The sequence below is a fragment of the Limnobacter humi genome (assembly GCF_024518835.1).
GTDB classification, from domain to species: Bacteria; Pseudomonadota; Gammaproteobacteria; order Burkholderiales; family Burkholderiaceae_B; genus Limnobacter; species Limnobacter humi.
This window is the reverse complement of record NZ_JANIGO010000002.1, coordinates 161,013-176,610: the sequence shown is the minus strand read 5'-3', so window position 1 is coordinate 176,610 and position 15,598 is coordinate 161,013. Positions and strand designations below refer to the sequence as shown.

Below are 15,598 nucleotides of genomic sequence, written 5' to 3'. Positions count from 1 at the left end.
CATCGTTCTAACCAACAACAGGTGACAATTCATGTCCAGCACCGAACAACACCCCAAAGGCCGTGTCGCCCGCATGGCCGTACCCACCAACAACACAGAACGACTGCTGGATGCCAAGGTTCCCATCGTTACCAAAACCGACCTGAAGGGAAAGATCACCTATGCCAACCCTGCATTTGTGGACATTTCAGGTTTTGAACTGAATGAATTGCTAGGACAACCCCACAATGTGGTCCGCCACCCCGACATGCCCGGGGATGCGTTTAAAGACCTGTGGGAGACTGTTCGGCAAGGTGAGCCGTGGAAAGGTTTGGTCAAAAATCGATGCAAAGACGGTGGATTCTACTGGGTTGATGCCTATGTCACCCCCTTGACGCAAAATGGTCAACGCATTGGTTACATGTCCGTTCGATCCAAACCCAATGAGGATCAAAAGCGCGATGCTGAACGCCTCTATCAATCGGTCAATGCGGGATCAACACCATTTCCATGGACCAAAACCAATCAAGGTCGATTGTTCGATCTGGACTTGGCCATGGTTTGCCTGTTGCCAGTGTTGTTTGCGCTGATGGCGGCATTTAACAACCCGGTGTTGACGGTTGTGGGCACTGTGTTGGGACTGATCACCGCTGTGTCTGGGCTGTTTTGGCTGAAAAGCCGGATCAAAAACACCACTCAGGCCCTCCTGGATGCCATGTCTGCCTTGTCTGAAGGCAATTTCAAGCATGAAATCCCCTCCTCGCCTGTTCGGGAGTTCAATCAGGTCCACACCGCCTTTAAAAGCATGCAAGTGAACTTGCGCGCCATTATTGCCGATGTGGTGTCTGGCTCTGGTCAAGTCAGCGACAACGCCAATGATTTGAGAAACCTGGCGGTTGACCTGATGAGCCGCTCCAATCAGCAATCCGATGGCATTAACAGCGTGGCCGCAGCGCTGGAGGAATTGTCTGTGTCGGTCCATGAAATTTCGGAGGCCACCAACAAAAGCTCAAACCATGCGAAAAATGCCATGGATGTGGTGGAAACAGGTTCAGTGAGCATGCAACGCTCCACGCAAGCAACTGGCAAGGTGGCTGAGGTGGTTCTGGATGCCAAACGCAACATTGAAGAATTGAATGTGGCGGTGCAAAAAATCAGCACGGTTACTCGCACCATCACTGAAATTGCCGAAAAAACCAACCTGTTGGCCTTGAATGCGGCCATTGAAGCAGCCCGTGCCGGAGAATCCGGGCGTGGTTTTGCAGTGGTGGCTGATGAGGTCCGCAAACTGGCTGAAATGACCCGGCAATCCACCACGGAAATTGCATCCACGGTTCAAGAGGTTCAGACGGGCACCACGCGAGGCCTGGAGACCATGAACCGTGCGGTTCGTGAGGTGGAGGTGGGTACCGCACTCATTCAGGAAGCTGGAGAAAGCCTGGCTGCCATCAAAGCGGCCAGCAGCGGCGTGGCGCAATCTGCCAAAGACATTTCGGCCATGCTTGAACAGCAATCCACCGCCAGCTTGGAAGTGGCCAACAGCATGGAACGCATGAGTGCCCTCACGGAGAGCAACATGGCGGCCATTCAGGACCTGGATTCCGCTGCTGGCCGCTTGGCCAATACATCGGGTGACCTGAAAACACTGGTGAAGCACTTCGAAGCCAGTCTATAAAACTGCCGATGGGCCTTGTTGGTTTGGTCTGCTTATTGAACAGTGGTATCGGAAGAGCGGGGGCGATTCAGTCGCATGGCCCGCTCTTTGCGCATGATTTCAAAAGCCAGTGCTTTCTGTTTGGCACGCAGCGCGTAACCGGCTGCATTAAAACCCGCATCATTCACGCTGGATGGGTCTGCTCCCAGTTCAAGCAGCTGCCGAACCGCCTCCTCCCTGCCCGACCGCGCCGCCATCATCAGCGGTGTGGTGGAGTTTTCTGATGGGACATTGACATCAGACCCGGCTTGGACCAAGGCCTGAATCACGGGCACGCTGCCAGCGCTGGCTGCATAATGCAATGCCGTCCAGCGTCCCGCTTGCCCCAGTTCAGCACCGCGGTGGATTAATTGCTGAACCCAATCCAGCCGCCCCATGGCGGCGGCCACCATCAATGGCGTGTCGCCCTTGGTATCCACCACATTCGGGTTGATGGATGGCGAACTCAACAGCGCCGAAAATGCCGCTGGTGACTCTTGTTGCATGGCGTACACCAAACCGGCACTTCCATCCTCATTCAAGGTGTTGGGGTCGAAACCCCGAATAAGCAAGTGACGCAGCCGGGTAGCATCGTCGAATTTGATGGCGGTGAAAAAATCCGCATAGGCCCCAGCTGTTGCCCAACCAGGCCAAACGGCAAATAGGCAGCTCAGTGCGATGAGCCACAACGGTCGCCAACGCGAAGTCATGGTGCCCTGGCAGCCATGTTGAACAAGCGATCGAAATTGTGGGAGGTCATGCGGCCAACATCTTCCAGCGCAAGGTCTTTTTCACGCGCAATCACCGCAGCAACATGGGGAACAAAACTGGGCTCATTGGTTTTTCCCCGAAAAGGAACCGGCGCCAGGTACGGGGAATCTGTTTCGATCAGAATACGGTCCATGGGGGTAAAGCGCACCACCTCGCGCAGATCAGCGGCATTTTTGAAACTGACGATGCCAGAGAAAGACAAATAAAAACCCAGGTCCAAAGCAGCACGGGCGAAGTCCAATGTTTCCGTAAAACAATGGATGATGCCGCCACATTGTTGGGCCCCCTCCTCGCGCAGGATTTTCAAAGTGTCCTCACCCGCATTGCGGGTGTGCACAATCAAGGGTTTGGCACAGGCTTTGGCCGCCTGAATGTGGGTGCGGAAACGATTGCGTTGCCACGTCAAATCGCCGGTCAATCGGTAGTAGTCCAGGCCCGTCTCGCCGATGCCGATGACTTTCGGGTGCTGGGCCAAAGCCATCAAACCCTCCACTGTGGGTTCCTGAATGTCCTCATAGTCCGGGTGCACACCAGCGGTGGCCCACAACATGTCATGGGCTTCGGCCAGGGCCAACACGTTTGGAAAATCTTCCAGTTGAACGGAAATGCAAAGGGCTCTGCTGACTTTTGCTTGCTGCATGCGATCCAGCAAGTCAGGCAGGTGTTCGATCAGTCCAGGAAAATCGAGATGGCAATGAGAATCGGTAAACACTACAGCGTCGACGTCTTTTTAATGGAATACACCATTTTACCAACCATTTGCTCAATGGCCTGGCGTGCGCTTTCGCCGCTGTCATCCTTTGGGAACTGAATCCCGATGCCTTGGGGTTTGTCGCCCCGCGCATTGGGACCGCACACCCAGACCACCTTCCCATTGATGGGAAATTTTCGAGCCTCGTCACCGACCGTCAACAGCACAAAAACAGGATCACCCAGGTTGTAGTCCTTGTCGGTCTCTACAAACACCCCGCCCCCTTTGACAAAGGGCATGTACACCTGCGCCACGTGCCCTTTGTCAGTCAGGTTCAACGACAACATCCAGGGCCTGGCTGACTCTTTGGCGGTTTTGTTCACAGGGGCTGCACTGGGGTTGGACATGGCTTCGCGCATGGTTGGAGAATCACTGGTTCAAAGTTTGCCATTGTTGACCGACAAACTCCAGCGCCAAACGGGGGTTAATTGGATGGTGGGCCAAATGAAACTCCCGCTGCAGGCTGTTGTACAACAACGACCATTGGTGCGTCGGTACTTGCTTGGCCCACAACAGTTTGGGGGCCAACCAGCCGAAATAGTCTGCCTTCAAACCGTGTGCAATGTGAATGCAGTCGTGGCACAAACGCATCGACAACTCCAGCACAGCCGCCAAACCAGCTTTTTCAAGGCCGGCAGGTACCCATGCATGCTGATCCGGATTGGCCAGCCATTCCAGCAGTTTTCGTCGAAGTTCCAACTGATCAGGTTGGGCAATCGCCAGGTTGCTCGCCTCAAATGGGTCGTTCATCGCAACACTGAGGGCCACCTCTGGCGCCTGTATGCCCTGCTCTTGAAGCCAGGCAATACACTCCGATGGATTGGGTTGAGGCACGTGAAGTGACTGGCATCGGGAACGGATGGTGGGCAATAGATTGTCGACTCGGTTGCCCACCAATACAAAACGCAAACCGCGCGGCGGTTCCTCCAAGGTTTTCAGCAGTGCGTTGGCGGTGTTGGTGTTCATGGCGTCAAATGGATAAACCACCACATAACGGTCTGCGCCACGGCTCGATGCTGTGGTGAAGTAGCTCTGCAGGTCCCGCACATCGTCTATTCGAATATCGCCGCTGGGTTTGGCACTGCCTTTGATGTCCAGTGGAAAGCCCAGATCAATCGCCACCGCTTGTGGCATCAGCAAACGCAGGTCCGGGTGACCATTGGATGCACGCATGTGGCAGGCTGGGCATTGACCGCAGGGCTTGAGTGCCGTGCGGCTGGCCGCTTCACACAGCAACGCCCCCAACTGCGCATGCACCAGGTCATACAGACCACGGGCCTGGTGGCCATGCAACAGAATGGGGGCCGTGGTCGCATCGATCAATTGGTTGAATTGCAGCGCTGCCCGGTGGAGCCAAGGTGCATTCATGTCAGCGCTTGGCCTTTTTCAGGTGGGTGTGAATAAAACGATCCAGCTCAGCCAGCACAGCCTTCGCCACGGTGGTTTCGTCAGGCTCGGCATCAATCAGTCGAACTCGGGTTGGATTGATCTGGGCGCGCCGAATGAATCCCGCCCGAACCGCCTCGAAATAACTGATTGGCTTTCCCTCAAACTTGTCGCCCTGCCCTGCTCTGGCTTGAATCCGGGCCTGCGACACCGCAATCGGCAAATCAAACAGAAAAGTCAATGCAGGTTCAAATCCTTTCAAGGCCCATTTGCTGAGTTTTACGCAGTCTTCCCACACCGCCCCGCCCGCACTGGCCTGGTATGCAAAACTGGAGTCCTCAAAGCGGTCCGAAATAACCCATGCTCCTCTGGCCAGTGCCGGCGCGATGGTTTGAACCACATGTTGTCGGCGGGCAGCATACATCAGCAACAGCTCAGTGTTGATGTCCATGTCATGGTGAAGTACCAACTCCCGAATGGCTTCACCGACGGGTGTACCGCCAGGCTCGCGTGTTTGAACGCATTCAATTCCCAGCGAATCCAGATGCTGACGGACACGCTCCATGTGAGACGACTTCCCCGCGCCATCCACCCCTTCAAAACTGATGAAAAATCCGCTTTGTTGCGTGTTTAGCACGTCATCGCCCCAGTTGGTATTTGCGTACCGCGTTGTTGTGTTCGTTCAAGTTTTTACTGAAATAACTACTGCCGTCGCCTTTGGCCACAAAGTAATAATACTGGGATTCCTCGGGACGCACAGTGGCATATAGCGCAGCCTTTCCCGGGTTTGCGATGGGGGTTGGCGGAAGCCCGGGCCGAGTGTAACTGTTGTATGGATTGTCTGTTTGGAGATGCTTGCGGGTGAGGTTGCCATCAAATTGCTCCCCCACACCATAAATGACCGTGGGGTCGGTTTGTAGCAACATGCCGGCTTTCAAACGGTTAACAAATACACTGGCCACTTTTGGCCGGTCTTTTGCTTGCCCGGTTTCTTTCTCAACAATCGACGCGAGAATCAACGCTTCATAGGGTGATTTCAAAGGCAAACCGGGTGCACGTTGAAGCCAGGCTTCCTGCAGCGTTTTTTGCTGAAGCCGTGTTGCCCGTCGAAGAAATTCGCTCAATGTCGAGCCTGGCGAATATTTGTAGGTGTCCGGGTAAATCCAGCCTTCCAGACTTCCACCTTCCAGCCCCAGTGTTTTGGCGATCTGCTGCGGGCTTTGCCCGGCGAGGTCATCCACCAAATCAGGTTGAGCGCGCAACTTGCGAAGCAACTCTTGCGCCGTAAAACCCTCGACCAGGGCCACGCTGCTGAGTTTGCTAACCCCTTTGCTGAGAAATGTCACCAATGCCCAGGTGCTGATGCCCGGTGGTACTTCATAGCGCCCAGCTTTTAACTGTGCGCTAACGCCGGTTAGTCGGGCTGTCATCGTAAACAGGGTTGGGTTTACCAGCAGACCTTGTTCACGCAATTCCTCTGCAATGGCCCTTGCACCCTGCCCAGTGCTGACATGTACATCCAGCATGTTGCTGCTTCGCTCAACAGCGGCGTTAAGCCACCACCAACCGGTGATCAATACAAACAGGCTGATGGCCAACACCAGTGTTGCTGCCCGCCGAACGCCAGTCCAAGCGGCTGGAGCAGGCTTGCTGCGTCCACGGTTTTTTTTGAGAGGTTTGGGGGAAGTTTTTTTCACGGGATCGGCCAAAGCATGGAACAACTGTTCAGATGCCAACCGCTAAAACACCATCGAATGTTAAAAGCGGGCAAACGAGCGCCTATGATAACGACAAAGGCTTGAGAATGGACGACCCAACCCCATCTCCGTCAAGCCATTGAACATTCGCCATTCATTTTTACACAGGAAGTTTGTCACCATGTCCAATCGAAATGCGTTGACCCGCTGGGGGGTGATTCAAGTCACTGGACCGGATGCAATTCAGTTTTTACACGCACAACTGAGCAACGATGTGGCGGGGTTGGGAGAGACAACGCTGCGCATGGCTGGCTTGTGCACCGCGAAGGGAAGGCTGTTGGGCACATTCTTCCTGATGCGCAAGGCCGATACGGTGCTCATGATCACCCGGAAAGACACCATCGCAGCGCTGGTCAAGCGGTTGTCCATGTTTGTATTGCGCAGCAAATGCACAGTCACCGATGTCAGCGCGAATTGGGCCATTCACGCGCTATCCCACCAGGACGGTGCAACGCCCATGCAGGTCACCTGGCCCGAGGATGCAACGCAACCCATCCAGGCCAGCCTGCGTCCATTGGTGCTTGGTGAACACGCCGACAAACAGCGCCTGCCGGGTTTTGAATTGGTCAGCGGCGGTGGTCGCCAGTCCGAAGAGGATCACGCTGACGATGCATTTGAGCAAGACCTGTTTGAACTGGGCATCGCCTACGTGTCTGCGGCGACAGTGGAGTTGTTTGTGCCGCAAAGCATCAACTACGATTTGGTCGGCGGCATCAGTTTCAGCAAGGGGTGTTACCCTGGCCAAGAAGTTGTGGCCCGTTCGCACTATTTGGGAAAGCTCAAGCGCCGTGCCGTCAAGGCACTGACTTCAGACACGCATTCGTCGATCAATTCCAGTCTTTGTGCGGGTCAGGATGTGTGGCTGATCGGCAAAGACAATGAACCTGCGGGACAAGTCATCACAGCAGTTCCATATGGTCAACAGTTGGCTCTCATGGTCGAGTTGCCGCTGGACATGCTGGAATCACCAGCAGCGCAGTTTGAACTGCGCCTTCCTGCACAGACACTGCAGCTCAAGGTGCTGGGTGCACCGTATGACTTGCACCAAAAAGGCAATGTGTTCGAGGCGATTTAGATTGAACGTCTTGTATACCTACTATCGGGTTCCAAGTGTGCACGATGACTGGTGCGAAAAAGCAGCACGCCTGCTACTGAGCCAGGTCTTGCTGGCGGGCGCCGCTAACACTCGGTTGTACCGGCGCATCGAACCAGGTAAAACCTACACGACGTGGATGGAAATGGTTGAACTGCCCGCCGCTGCCGATGTGGACCGTTGGCAGCAACGACTGGATCAGCTTGCCAGTCTGTGTTTTGCCTCCACAGCCTACTTTCCACAACGAATACACGAGGTATTTCAGGCATGTGCCTAGTCGCCATCGCCATTGGGGCCCATTCCAAACTCCCATTCGTGTGTATTTCCAATCGGGACGAATTTCACAACCGGCCCACTGAACCTCTGGGCCCTCGCGAAGGCTGGGGCGATTGCATCACCTATGCCGGTCTGGATATTCAGGGTGGAGGCACGTGGCTTGCCATCTCGGAACGGGGAGACTTCGCCTTGCTGACCAATGTGCGAAACCCGGCATTAAACAAACCAGCCTCCGCACCATCGAGAGGTTTGCTGGTTAAAGCGGCCATTGAGGGTCAATTGGGCCAACTGGACAATTGGCAAGACTATTCTGGTTTCAATCTCGTCCATGGCCAAGCAACACAACACCGGTTGACCGTGTTGACCAATCAGTGGATGACTGGCTCAACCCGTGAGCCTCATTCAACAGCACTGCATGGCCCCATTCATGGCCTGTCCAACGCACACATCGATGCTGATTGGCCCAAAACCATGGCCTTGAAAACCCGCCTGCAACAACAACTCGCGCAGCTGCAGGGTGATGAACCGGATGAAACCATTGAAACTGGTTTCTTGAATCTGCTGGCCGATACGAGCACTGCAATCGACGCCGAGTTGCCCTGCACAGGAGTGCCTTATGAGTGGGAAAAACGGCTATCGGCAATTAAAATCGAGTCACCGTTGTATGGCACTCGCTCCAGCACCGTGGTATGGATGTCGGAAACGGGCAAAATCAGTATCAGTGAAGTGTCGTTTGGCACCGCAGGCCAAAAAACCGGCATTCGCCGATATTCGTTTTACACTTCGTAGTCCATGCACTGCCGGGCGCTGCGCACTTCACCAATAAAAGCCTTGATGGCTTCATGGGTGGGGTGTACCGCGTAGGCATCCAGTGCCGCCTTGCTTTCAAACACCGAGTACAAGGCCACATCATATGTGCATTCCAAACCTTGCCCACCCAGGGCCACTTCGAATTCCAGGATACCGGGCACCACCTGGGCACAGCCCAAGAGCTTTTCCTTCACCAGTTGCATATTCTGCGCTTTGGTGTGGCCCAGTGCTTCATCTTTCAATTGCCAAAAAACAATGTGCTTGATCATGTAGATGTCCTAAAAATTCAACAGGCCACGCGGTCCTCCGGGTGGCCTGAACGGGTTTGCAAATGCGGGCTGTTTAACCAGGCAGCTTGTAATCCTTGAATTGCTCCCGCAGCTTCAGTTTTTGGATTTTACCAGTTGCGGTGTGGGGAAGTTCCTCAACAAAGGCCACATCATCCGGAATACTCCACTTGGCCACCTTGCCATCATAAAACTTCAGCAATTCATCTCGGCCAACCTCGGCATTGGGCTTTCGAACCACCACCAAGAGCGGACGCTCGTCCCACTTGGGATGAAAAGCTGAAATGACGGCCGCTTCTTGTACTGCTGGATGCCCCATGGCCACGTTTTCCAGATCAATGGAGCTGATCCACTCTCCCCCGGATTTGATCACATCCTTGCTTCTGTCGGTGATTTGCATGTAGCCGTCCGGGTCAATCTTGGAAACATCGCCAGTGCTGAACCACTGCTTACCGGCTTTGTCGACCGTAAATGCATTTTTGCCGTCACCGCCAAAATAGCCACCCACCACCCAGTGGCCCCGCACCAGCAGGTCACCAAACGCTTGGCCGTCCCAGGGCAACTCATCGCCTTCGTCATTGACAATTTTCATGTCCACGCCATAAATGGCCACACCCTGCTTCTCCAGTACTTTCTGCTGCGCCTCCAGGGGCATGTCCATGTGTTTTGCTTTAAGCCGGCACACGGTGCCCAATGGCGAAAGCTCGGTCATGCCCCATGCGTGAATGACCTCAACCCCCAGGCTGTTCAGGGTTTTGATCATCGCGGGTGGCGCAGCCGAACCGCCGATCACCGTGCGGTTGAACGTGGAAAATTTCAAGCCGTGCTGCTGGACATAATTCAACAGGCCCAGCCACACCGTGGGTACGCCTGCGGAAATATTGACCCGTTCAGCTTCCATCAGTTTGTAGATAGACTCCCCATCCAGCGCGCCGCCGGGCATGACCATTTTTGCACCCACCATGGCGCCAATATATGGCAAGCCCCAGGCGTTGACATGGAACATTGGAACCACCGGCAACACCGTGTCACGGCTGCTGATGCCCAAGGCATCTGGCGTGCAGGCGGCCATGGCATGCAACACGGTTGAGCGATGGGAATACAACGCACCCTTGGGATTGCCAGTGGTGCCTGATGTGTAGCAAAGCCCGCATGCGGCATTTTCATCCAGTTCTGGCCAGTCATAGACGTCGCTGGCTTGCGCGATGTACGCCTCATAATTGAGGCAACCAGCCACTGCCGGATCGGCTGGCATTACCGCCTCGTCACACAGTTGCACCCATCGCTTTACCGTGGGGCAAGCGGGTGCAATCGCTTTGATCAGCGGTGCGAATGTGGTGTCAAAAAATACGGTGGTGTCTTTGGCGTGGTTGATGATGTACACCAACTGTTCAGGAAACAGCCTTGGATTCAGGGTGTGAACAACCGCCCCCATGCCGGAAACAGCGTAATAAATTTCAACATGGCGGTACCCGTTCCATGCCAAGGTGGCCACGTTCTCGCCTTGCTGGACACCATCAGCAATGAGGCGATTGGCCAGTTTTTTTGCCCGCTTGGCGATCTGCCCCCAATTGGTGCGGTGAATATCGCCCTCTGTGCGTCGCGACACGATTTCACCTGTGGGATGGTGCCGCTCCGCGTGCTGCAGCACTGACGATATCAATAGCGGCATGTGCATCATCAAACCCTGCATGTTGTCTCTCTCCTCCAGATCATGCTGTTTTGCCGGTGTGAACCCTTTTACAATGGCCTGTGTGGCCATGCGTCGCGGTTCGTAACCGTGGCCATGGGCCGTGTTACTCCGTCTGTCGTCATGACTATATCGCAGGACTTCACCTTGTTACATTCGACCGATTCTGTTTTGGTTCAGGAATACGCCAGTCTTGGGCAGCCATTTCTAACCGCTGTGCCCACAACCCCATTAAAAACACCAGTTCACTGGGTGTCTGTCAATCAGGCTTTGGCTGGGCGGATTGGCATCGATCCATTGGGCTTGCAGTCCAGCCATGGTCTGGATGTGTGCAGTGGTAACGCGCCTTGGCCTGGCTATCCAAGCATGGCCAGCGTGTATTGCGGCCATCAATTTGGAGTTTTTGTGCCACAGCTGGGCGATGGGCGGGCCTTGTTGATCGCGGAAATTCGGAAGGGGCGTCAATATCATCAACTGCAGCTCAAAGGCGCTGGGCCAACGCCCTACTCTCGCCATGCAGATGGCCGGGCTGTGCTGCGGTCATCCATTCGTGAATACCTGTGTTCAGAGGCCATGCACCACCTCGGCGTTCCCAGTACTCGGGCGCTGTCTCTGACTGCCAGCAGCGACCCTGTTTTCCGGGAGACCACCGAAACCGCAGCCATCGTGTGTCGGGTCAGTCCCAGCTTTTTGCGCTTTGGCCACATCGAATATTTCTGTTACAGCAATCAGCATGAGCGTTTGCGAGAATTGGTGGCCTGGCACATGGATCAACAACATCCAGAGATTGATCAGGGAAACAGCGATGAAGCATTTAGCCATGCCGTGCTTCAATGGCTGACTGTCGTTATTCATCGCACGGCCGTGCTGATGGCAAAATGGCAGGCGGTGGGGTTTTGCCACGGTGTGATGAACACCGATAATATGAGCCTGCTGGGGCTCACCATCGATTACGGTCCTTTTGGCTTTATGGACGGGCTTGATGTGGACCATGTCTGCAACCACTCAGATCAACATGGGCGGTACAGTTACCGCAACCAGCCTCGCATTGGCCACTGGAACCTGTATGCACTGGCCCAAGCGCTTACGCCGTTGATTCGCGCAGACAAAGACCAAATCCAGGCTGTGTTGGATGACTATGCGGCGGTATTCCATCAACACCACAACACCAGTTTTGCCATCAAGACGGGCCTGCTATCGCCCGAAACGCCAGCCCAACCGTCAACACCCGTAATAGACAATGCCGTGGAGAGCACCTTGCAATTCATGCACCAACACCAGCTGGATTTCACCCGTTTCTTTCGCTCGCTTTCAGTATTGAACCCCATGGCCAGTGTTGATGAAAACTTCGCAGCATGGCAGTCCAGTGCGCATTTCCCCCTGGCCTTGGGCGACGAAGCGCAAATCGACCAAGCCAAAGCATGGTTGGGCAATTGGCAGCAGTGGTTTGAGTCCATTCATGGCCGTGCAATGCTGGATTTGCCGGTTTGGCGAGCCGGTTTGAATCAGGTAAATCCCGCCTGGGTGTTGCGCAATCACCTGCTGCAACAGGCCATTGACACGGCACAGCACGGCGATTTCACCGAGGTGAACCGGCTCGCGGCTGCCTTGTCTCACCCGTTCGATGAGCAACACCCAGCCTCCGACATGGCCGCACCGCCGGAATGGGCGCGGGGCCTGGTTTTAAGCTGTTCATCTTGAGCAACCCAAATCGCATCAGAACAGGAGTTCACATGGTTCAGAAAGTGGTTAAAACAGACGCGCAATGGCGCGAGGAATTAACACCCATGAGTTACGAGGTGACACGCAACAAGGGCACTGAGCGGGCATTTACAGGCCACTACTGGGACCACCACGAACCAGGCATCTACCGCTGTATTTGCTGTGGCACCCCACTGTTTGCATCCGATACAAAATTCGAATCCGGCTGCGGTTGGCCAAGCTACTTTGCGCCGCTGAATCCGGATCATGTGGCCGAACACATTGATCAAAGTCATGGAATGCTGCGCACTGAGGTGACATGCAGCGTGTGTGATGCGCACCTTGGCCATGTGTTTAACGATGGGCCACCCCCAACTGGTTTGCGGTATTGCATCAATTCGGTGAGCCTGGCTTTTGAGCCTTTTGCGCAAGACAGCTCGGCATGACCTGTTTTTGATTTACGATGCCGACATCCATTGACCGTATTTCCCGCCATCTGCAGGCCCCATGAAACTAATTCTCGATTTTTTACCCATCGTGCTGTTTTTTATCAGCTTCAAGTGGGCTGGTACTCACCCTGATCAGGCACGTCAATGGCTGGAACCCCTACTTCAGCCATTGTCCGGTGTGGCCATTCAACCCACCCAAGTGCCTATATTGCTCGCCACGGTGGTTGCGATTGTGGTCACCGCCGTGCTGATTGTGATTCAACGGGTCAGCGGGAAAAAAATTGAAACCATGCAATGGGTTGGCCTGGCGGTTATCGTGGTGTTTGGTGGGGCCACGCTCGTCCTTCAAAACGAAACCTTCATCAAATGGAAGCCCACCGTGTTGTACCTTGCCATGGCTGTGGGCTTTGCCGTTGCAACATTGTTCAAAAAAAACCCGATTGAACTCATGATGAAAGGGCAAGTTGAAATGCCACCAGCGGCATGGACTCGATTGCTGTGGGCATGGATCCTGTTTTTTCTATTGATGGCTGCTGCCAATTTGTTGGTGGCTTATAACTTCTCCACCGATATCTGGGTTGATTTCAAGCTGTTTGGTGCTTTAGGCGCTACCCTGGTGTTTGTCATCGGGCAAGGTATCTACATGTCACGCCACATGAAACCGCAAAACGGAGCGCACTGACATGGGCATCACTGCAGATCAGTTGCGCCAACGGTTGGAGCAAGCGCTGGAAGCCACCGTCGAGGTTGATGATGAATCCCATTTGCATGCGGGACATGCCGGTGCAAAAGACGGCGGGCGTCATTTTCGGGTCCGGGTGAAAAGCCGCAAATTCGCAGGATTGAGCACATTGGGCCGTCATCGGCTCGTGTATGATGCTGTGTCAGATTGGATGAAAAAAGAAATCCACGCCCTGGCCATAGACGCAGCCCTCGCTGACGACTAGCTGGAAGCCACCAGCGCCCTTTCTTACCCTACGAGACACACAAGGTATTTGTTATGTTGAAGAATTCATTGAAAACAGCCGCTGTGGCCGGTTTGATCGCCGCCGCAGCACTGGCCGGCCCTGCCGCATTGGCCCAAAATGCAGCGCTGGTCAACGGACAGTCCATTCCCAGCGAGCTGGTGGACTTTATTGTGAAAGAACAAGGCAAGCGCGGCCAGGCGCCATCGCCAGAACTGCGTGCAGCCATTCGGCAAGAACTGATCAAGCAGGAAGTGTTGAAGCAAGAAGCCCTGAAAAAAGGCTTGAACAGCAAGGCCGAAGTGAAGTACCAGGTTCAAATGATGAATCAGGCGATTCTGGCCAATGCGCTTCGCGAAGATTTTCTGAAAGCCAACAAACCCACCGATGCGGAATTGCAGGCGCAATACAAGAAAATCGCCGACATGATGGGCGGTTCTGAATATCGGGCAAGCCATATTCTAGTCCCGTCCGAAGATGCAGCCAAAGCCATTATTGCCAAACTGGACAAAGGTGCCAAGTTTGCCGATCTGGCCAAAGCCGAGTCCAAAGACCCTGGTTCCGCACCGAATGGCGGAGATCTGGACTGGGCCAACCCCAACAGTTTCGTGCCTGAGTTCTCTCAAGCCATGGTTGGCCTGAAAAAGGGTGAATACACCAAGGCCCCCGTGAAAAGCCAGTTCGGCTATCACGTGATCCTGTTGGCGGACACCCGTCAAGCCACACCGCCCGCCTTGGACCAGGTGCGCGAGCAACTTGAACAGCGCATGGTTGAAGAGAAGTGGGAAGCCTATCAGGAAAAACTGATCTCAGGCGCCAAGGTCAAGTAAGCTCACCTTCGGTACGCCCAATGCTGGTCAGAACGTCTGATCAGCACCCAATAAAAAAGCCCTGACCAAGTCGGTCAGGGCTTTTTTCGTTTCAGTGCTGCCTCACACTTGCCCAAGGCGTTCAATGGCCGCCTGATAACTGTAGCTGCTGGCCAAACCACTCCAGGTCAACAACGGTCCAGTGCCCAGCAACCGGTTCATTCGACGGCTGCGAATTTCCATGTTGCGCAAAGCCTCGGGAATTGGGTCATTGACCAAGGTTTCGATGTCCTCAAAATTGTTGCAGCTCAACACCGCATCACACCCGGCCCTCAGCGCGGCAGCCGCCCGATCCCGGATATCACCCTCCCCATGCGCACCCACCATGTCCAGATCGTCGCTGATGACCGCTCCGTCAAAACCCAGTTTTACCCGGAGAATGTCTTCAATCCAGATTTTTGAAAAACAGGCTGGCTTGCTATCCACCTCGGAATACACCACATGAGCCGGCATGACACTGGCCATATTCAGCGCATTGTTGAACTCGTAAGGCAGTGCATCTGCGCGCAAAATATCGGCCAACGAGCGATTGTCCTGGGGAAGCGCCAAGTGACTGTCTAGCTTCACCCAGCCATGTCCAGGGAAATGTTTTCCGCAGGCTTGCATTCCTGCCAACGCCATGCCGTTCATCAGGGCTGCAGCCAAACGGGACACCATTTTGGGATCGTTTGAAAATGAACGATCTCCGATAATTTCGCTGTTGCCCCAATCCAAGTCCAACACCGGCGCAAAACTCAGATCGATGTCGCAGGCACGAAGCTCAGCCGCCATGACATAGCCAGCCTCACGGGCCAGTTTCAAACCATCGTCCAGGTCCTCAACGGCCCTGCGACCGATTTGGCGCATCGATGGAATGGCCGTAAAGCCCTCCCGAAATCGCTGCACTCGACCACCTTCATGATCAACAAACACGGGTTTGTGTCGGCCGCCATTTGCGCGAATGGATTTGACCAAATCCATCAGCTGGCTTTTGTTTTCAAAATTTCTGGAAAACAGGATGAGGCCACCCACCGATGGATTTTGGATTCGACGGATATCGTCTGAGGAAAGGGTTAGCCCGGTCAGACCAATGATGAATGGGCCAAGAGTCATGCGCGATATTCCTGTGTTTGGGTTAATCC

At 54.5% G+C, this 15,598-nt stretch carries 18 protein-coding genes; 9 read left to right on the top strand and 9 right to left on the bottom strand.

From position 1 onward, the window contains the following. Positions 1 to 31 precede the first annotated feature (31 nt). Positions 32 to 1,654: a methyl-accepting chemotaxis protein gene (locus NQT62_RS05815; protein ID WP_256763731.1), complete on the top strand. Its 1,623-nt coding sequence runs from the start codon at positions 32 to 34 to the stop codon at positions 1,652 to 1,654. Between the two features lie 32 nt (positions 1,655 to 1,686). Here the strand turns inward: NQT62_RS05815 and NQT62_RS05810 are convergent, their stop codons facing one another. Genes NQT62_RS05810 through mltG form a run of 6 tightly spaced genes read right to left on the bottom strand, consistent with a single transcriptional unit; the run spans position 1,687 to position 6,277 of the window. Further along, a complete protein-coding gene (locus NQT62_RS05810; protein ID WP_256763730.1) occupies positions 1,687 to 2,382 on the bottom strand; it encodes an ankyrin repeat domain-containing protein in 696 nt (231 codons plus the stop codon). Further along, positions 2,379 to 3,155, bottom strand: coding sequence for a TatD family hydrolase (locus NQT62_RS05805; RefSeq protein WP_256763729.1), 777 nt, complete (start codon positions 3,153 to 3,155; stop codon positions 2,379 to 2,381). Before NQT62_RS05805 ends, NQT62_RS05810 begins: the two co-directional genes overlap by 4 nt. Further along, positions 3,155 to 3,553, bottom strand: a complete 399-nt coding sequence (locus NQT62_RS05800; RefSeq protein WP_256763727.1) for a PilZ domain-containing protein — start codon at positions 3,551 to 3,553, stop codon at positions 3,155 to 3,157. Before NQT62_RS05800 ends, NQT62_RS05805 begins: the two co-directional genes overlap by 1 nt. Before the next feature lie 10 nt (positions 3,554 to 3,563). Beyond that, on the bottom strand, positions 3,564 to 4,562 hold the full coding sequence (locus NQT62_RS05795) for a DNA polymerase III delta subunit-related protein (RefSeq protein ID WP_256763726.1): 999 nt from the start codon (positions 4,560 to 4,562) through the stop codon (positions 3,564 to 3,566). A gap of 1 nt (position 4,563) precedes the next feature. Beyond that, positions 4,564 to 5,217 carry a dTMP kinase gene (tmk, locus tag NQT62_RS05790; protein ID WP_256763725.1) on the bottom strand — a complete coding sequence of 218 codons (654 nt, stop codon included), beginning with the start codon at positions 5,215 to 5,217 and terminating at the stop codon, positions 4,564 to 4,566. Between the two features lies 1 nt (position 5,218). Next, positions 5,219 to 6,277 carry an endolytic transglycosylase MltG gene (mltG, locus tag NQT62_RS05785; protein ID WP_256763724.1) on the bottom strand — a complete coding sequence of 353 codons (1,059 nt, stop codon included), beginning with the start codon at positions 6,275 to 6,277 and terminating at the stop codon, positions 5,219 to 5,221. Between the two features lie 181 nt (positions 6,278 to 6,458). On the opposite strand from mltG, the gene ygfZ reads away from it, so the two are divergent. From ygfZ to NQT62_RS05770, 3 genes are read left to right on the top strand one after another with little or no spacing between them, the layout of a single operon-like run. Then, a complete protein-coding gene (gene ygfZ, locus NQT62_RS05780) occupies positions 6,459 to 7,412 on the top strand; it encodes a CAF17-like 4Fe-4S cluster assembly/insertion protein YgfZ (protein WP_256763723.1) in 954 nt (317 codons plus the stop codon). Between the two features lies 1 nt (position 7,413). After that, positions 7,414 to 7,707: a DUF4936 family protein gene (locus NQT62_RS05775; RefSeq protein ID WP_256763722.1), complete on the top strand. Its 294-nt coding sequence runs from the start codon at positions 7,414 to 7,416 to the stop codon at positions 7,705 to 7,707. Next, positions 7,698 to 8,495 (top strand): NRDE family protein, encoded by a 798-nt coding sequence (locus tag NQT62_RS05770; RefSeq protein ID WP_256763721.1) that lies wholly within the window; start codon positions 7,698 to 7,700, stop codon positions 8,493 to 8,495. The genes NQT62_RS05775 and NQT62_RS05770 overlap by 10 nt, the downstream gene beginning before the upstream one ends. Here the strand turns inward: NQT62_RS05770 and NQT62_RS05765 are convergent. Continuing rightward, positions 8,483 to 8,785: a Dabb family protein gene (locus NQT62_RS05765; protein WP_256763720.1), complete on the bottom strand. Its 303-nt coding sequence runs from the start codon at positions 8,783 to 8,785 to the stop codon at positions 8,483 to 8,485. The genes NQT62_RS05770 and NQT62_RS05765 overlap by 13 nt on opposite strands. Positions 8,786 to 8,858: 73 nt before the next feature. Continuing rightward, positions 8,859 to 10,496 (bottom strand): 3-(methylthio)propionyl-CoA ligase, encoded by a 1,638-nt coding sequence (locus NQT62_RS05760; RefSeq protein WP_256763719.1) that lies wholly within the window; start codon positions 10,494 to 10,496, stop codon positions 8,859 to 8,861. 144 nt (positions 10,497 to 10,640) lie between these two features. Between NQT62_RS05760 and NQT62_RS05755 the strand changes: the two genes are divergently transcribed. The 5 genes from NQT62_RS05755 to NQT62_RS05735 all read left to right on the top strand — a co-directional run bounded on the left by NQT62_RS05755 (position 10,641) and on the right by NQT62_RS05735 (position 14,438). Beyond that, positions 10,641 to 12,194, top strand: coding sequence for a protein adenylyltransferase SelO (locus NQT62_RS05755; RefSeq protein WP_256763718.1), 1,554 nt, complete (start codon positions 10,641 to 10,643; stop codon positions 12,192 to 12,194). Between the two features lie 32 nt (positions 12,195 to 12,226). After that, the gene (gene msrB, locus NQT62_RS05750; protein WP_256763717.1) at positions 12,227 to 12,640 is read left to right on the top strand and encodes a peptide-methionine (R)-S-oxide reductase MsrB; all 414 of its coding nucleotides are present in this window, start codon (positions 12,227 to 12,229) and stop codon (positions 12,638 to 12,640) included. Positions 12,641 to 12,701: 61 nt separating this feature from the next. Continuing rightward, the gene (locus NQT62_RS05745) at positions 12,702 to 13,325 is read left to right on the top strand and encodes a septation protein A (RefSeq protein WP_256763715.1); all 624 of its coding nucleotides are present in this window, start codon (positions 12,702 to 12,704) and stop codon (positions 13,323 to 13,325) included. 1 nt (position 13,326) lies between these two features. Further along, a complete protein-coding gene (locus NQT62_RS05740) occupies positions 13,327 to 13,590 on the top strand; it encodes a BolA family protein (protein WP_256763713.1) in 264 nt (87 codons plus the stop codon). A 53-nt stretch (positions 13,591 to 13,643) separates the two neighbouring features. Beyond that, a complete protein-coding gene (locus NQT62_RS05735; RefSeq protein WP_256763711.1) occupies positions 13,644 to 14,438 on the top strand; it encodes a peptidyl-prolyl cis-trans isomerase in 795 nt (264 codons plus the stop codon). Between the two features lie 102 nt (positions 14,439 to 14,540). Here NQT62_RS05735 and nagZ read toward each other — a convergent pair whose 3' ends face one another. Continuing rightward, positions 14,541 to 15,569: a beta-N-acetylhexosaminidase gene (gene nagZ, locus NQT62_RS05730; RefSeq protein ID WP_256763709.1), complete on the bottom strand. Its 1,029-nt coding sequence runs from the start codon at positions 15,567 to 15,569 to the stop codon at positions 14,541 to 14,543. Between the last annotated feature and the right edge of the window lie 29 nt (positions 15,570 to 15,598).